Raw genomic sequence first — 2,182 nt, 5'->3', positions numbered from 1 at the left:
GTGGTGAGGCCACCTCTGGTGTTGGCGGCGTCGGCGGAGCCGGCGGCTTTGGCGGCGGCGGGGGTGGCGGCAAACAGGCCGGCGTCGGTGGCTTTGGCGGCGGCGACGGCTCCGCCACCAAGTCTGGCTCGGGATGGGCCGGCGGCGGCGGTCTTGGCGCCGGTGGCGACATATTTGTCCAGCAGGGCGCATCCCTGACCCTGATCGGCGGCCAGTTGCTTGGCGGCACTGCGGCCGGAGGCTCCGGCGCCAATGCCGGCGCCGGCTATGGCGGGGCTCTGTTTCTTCAGGGCAATCAGTCGATAAGCTTGGCGCCTGCGGCCGGCCAGACCCAGCTCATCGCAGGCGTCATCGCCGACATGACAGGATCAAATGACCGCAGCGGCCAGACTGGCGCGGGGGGTCTGGTCATGAACGGCGCGGGCCTCCTGGTCCTTGGTGCCCGGAACACCTTCACCGGGGGGCTGACCCTGAACGGCGGCCAGACCGAACTGGCGGCAGCCGGTGCGGCCGGCTCGGGGGCCATCACCTTCGGCGGCTCCGCGACCAACCCTGTCGGCCTCAAGATCAATGCCACAGCGACGCCGGCCAATGGCGGGATCTTCTCCAACACGCTGGTCGACTTTGGCGCTGGCGAGAGTCTAGCCCTGGCCGGAATGTCCTACACGAGCAACGCCACAAGCCGGTTGAGCGGCGGCGTGCTGACCGTCTCCAGCGGCGGAGCCAGCCTGAGGTTCAACCTGGTCAATCCCGGGGCGGCCGAGTACGTCCTGTCTCCCGACGGCGCGGGCGGTGTGCTGGTCTCGGCCGGCATCGCGCCGACCATCCAGTTCGGCTCTGCCGTGGCGCAGCTGTCGGGACAAACGCTCTCGGTCAGTGGCCTGGCGATCGCCAACAGCGACGCAGTCACCTATGGCAAGCAGTTCACCACCACCATCAGCAATGCTCAGGGCCTGTTCAGCGCGGTCGCCTCGGGCTCCGGGACGGTTCAGGGCGTCGGCACGACCAGCCTGACGCTGACCGGCAGCCTTGCCGAATTGAACGCCGAGCTGGCCAGCCTGACCATCGTCAGCCCAACCTTTGTGGGCGCCGCCAGCAACAGCCTGACGATCCTGACGAGCGACCAGTTTGGCGGCACCGCCAGCCAGACCTTCGCCCTGCCGATCAACCAACAGCCGTTCCTGAACTTTTCGTCGAGTGCGCCGCGGATCGCCCAGGTCGGCCAACCCCTGCTGGTCGATGGTCTTTCGATCTCCGTGCCGGCGGGCGGGGGCGTGCCTCCGGTCATCACCGTGACCCTGACCGACCAGGCCGGTCTGCTGTCGGCCACGCCGGTCGGCGGCGGAACGGTGAGTGGCGCGGGAAGCAAGACCCTCATCCTGAGCGGCACGCTGGCCGAGGTGAACGGCGGACTGGCGAGCCTGACCTATACCGACCCCGTCACCAACCTGGTGATCTTGGACGAGATCAAAGCCATGGTCGGCCCGGGCGGCGACCGCGGCTCGATGATCATCCTGGTGAACGACCCCACAAAAGTCGTGGGTCCGGCCAGTCTGGCTGCAGTGGCCGGACAGACGGCCTCGTCCCTAGGGTTCAGTCTGCAGGGCTCAGTCGTCGGACATAACAACGTCACCGTCACCCTCACAGCCGCCAGCGGTCTGTTGTCCGCTACGGCGCCGACCGGCGATACGGGATCAGGGGTCAGTGGGGCAGGAACCCGCAGCGTGATCCTGAGGGGCGACTATTTCAAGGTCGCCGCCGAACTGGCCAGCCTGACCTACACCGCGCCGGGATCCGGCAGTGGCGCGGACAGCCTGTCGATCACGATCGACGATGGACGTGGCGGCCTATCCTCAACCACCACCGTGATCTCGATCGCCCCGTCACCCGGGGATACCAGCGATCTGCAGCATATCGTCCTGACCGTGCTGGCGGATCTCCAGTCCTACGAGACCCAGACCCATGGCGTTTTCGTGGAAGCGCTGGCGGGAGCCGACGCCATTGTGGGCACGGCCCTGGCCGACCGTCTGGATGGCGGTGAAGGCGACGACACCCTGACCGGCGGTCTAGGTGCTGATACCCTTGTAGGCGGTGCGGGTTTCGACACCGCCGCCTATTCGGATGCGCGGGCCGGGGTCACGGTGGATCTCGCCAGGGGGGCGGCTGAAGGCGGGGCGGGGAC

Annotated in this window: 1 pseudogene; it reads left to right on the top strand. The window is 68.0% G+C overall.

From position 1 onward, the window contains the following. Window positions 1-2,182 (top strand): annotated as a pseudogene (locus DBR10_RS19315) (hypothetical protein); the annotation flags it as partial.

It is taken from the genome of Caulobacter sp. HMWF025 (assembly GCF_003060965.1).
Lineage (GTDB): Bacteria > Pseudomonadota > Alphaproteobacteria > Caulobacterales > Caulobacteraceae > Caulobacter.
This window is presented reverse-complemented; position numbering and strand designations above follow the sequence as displayed.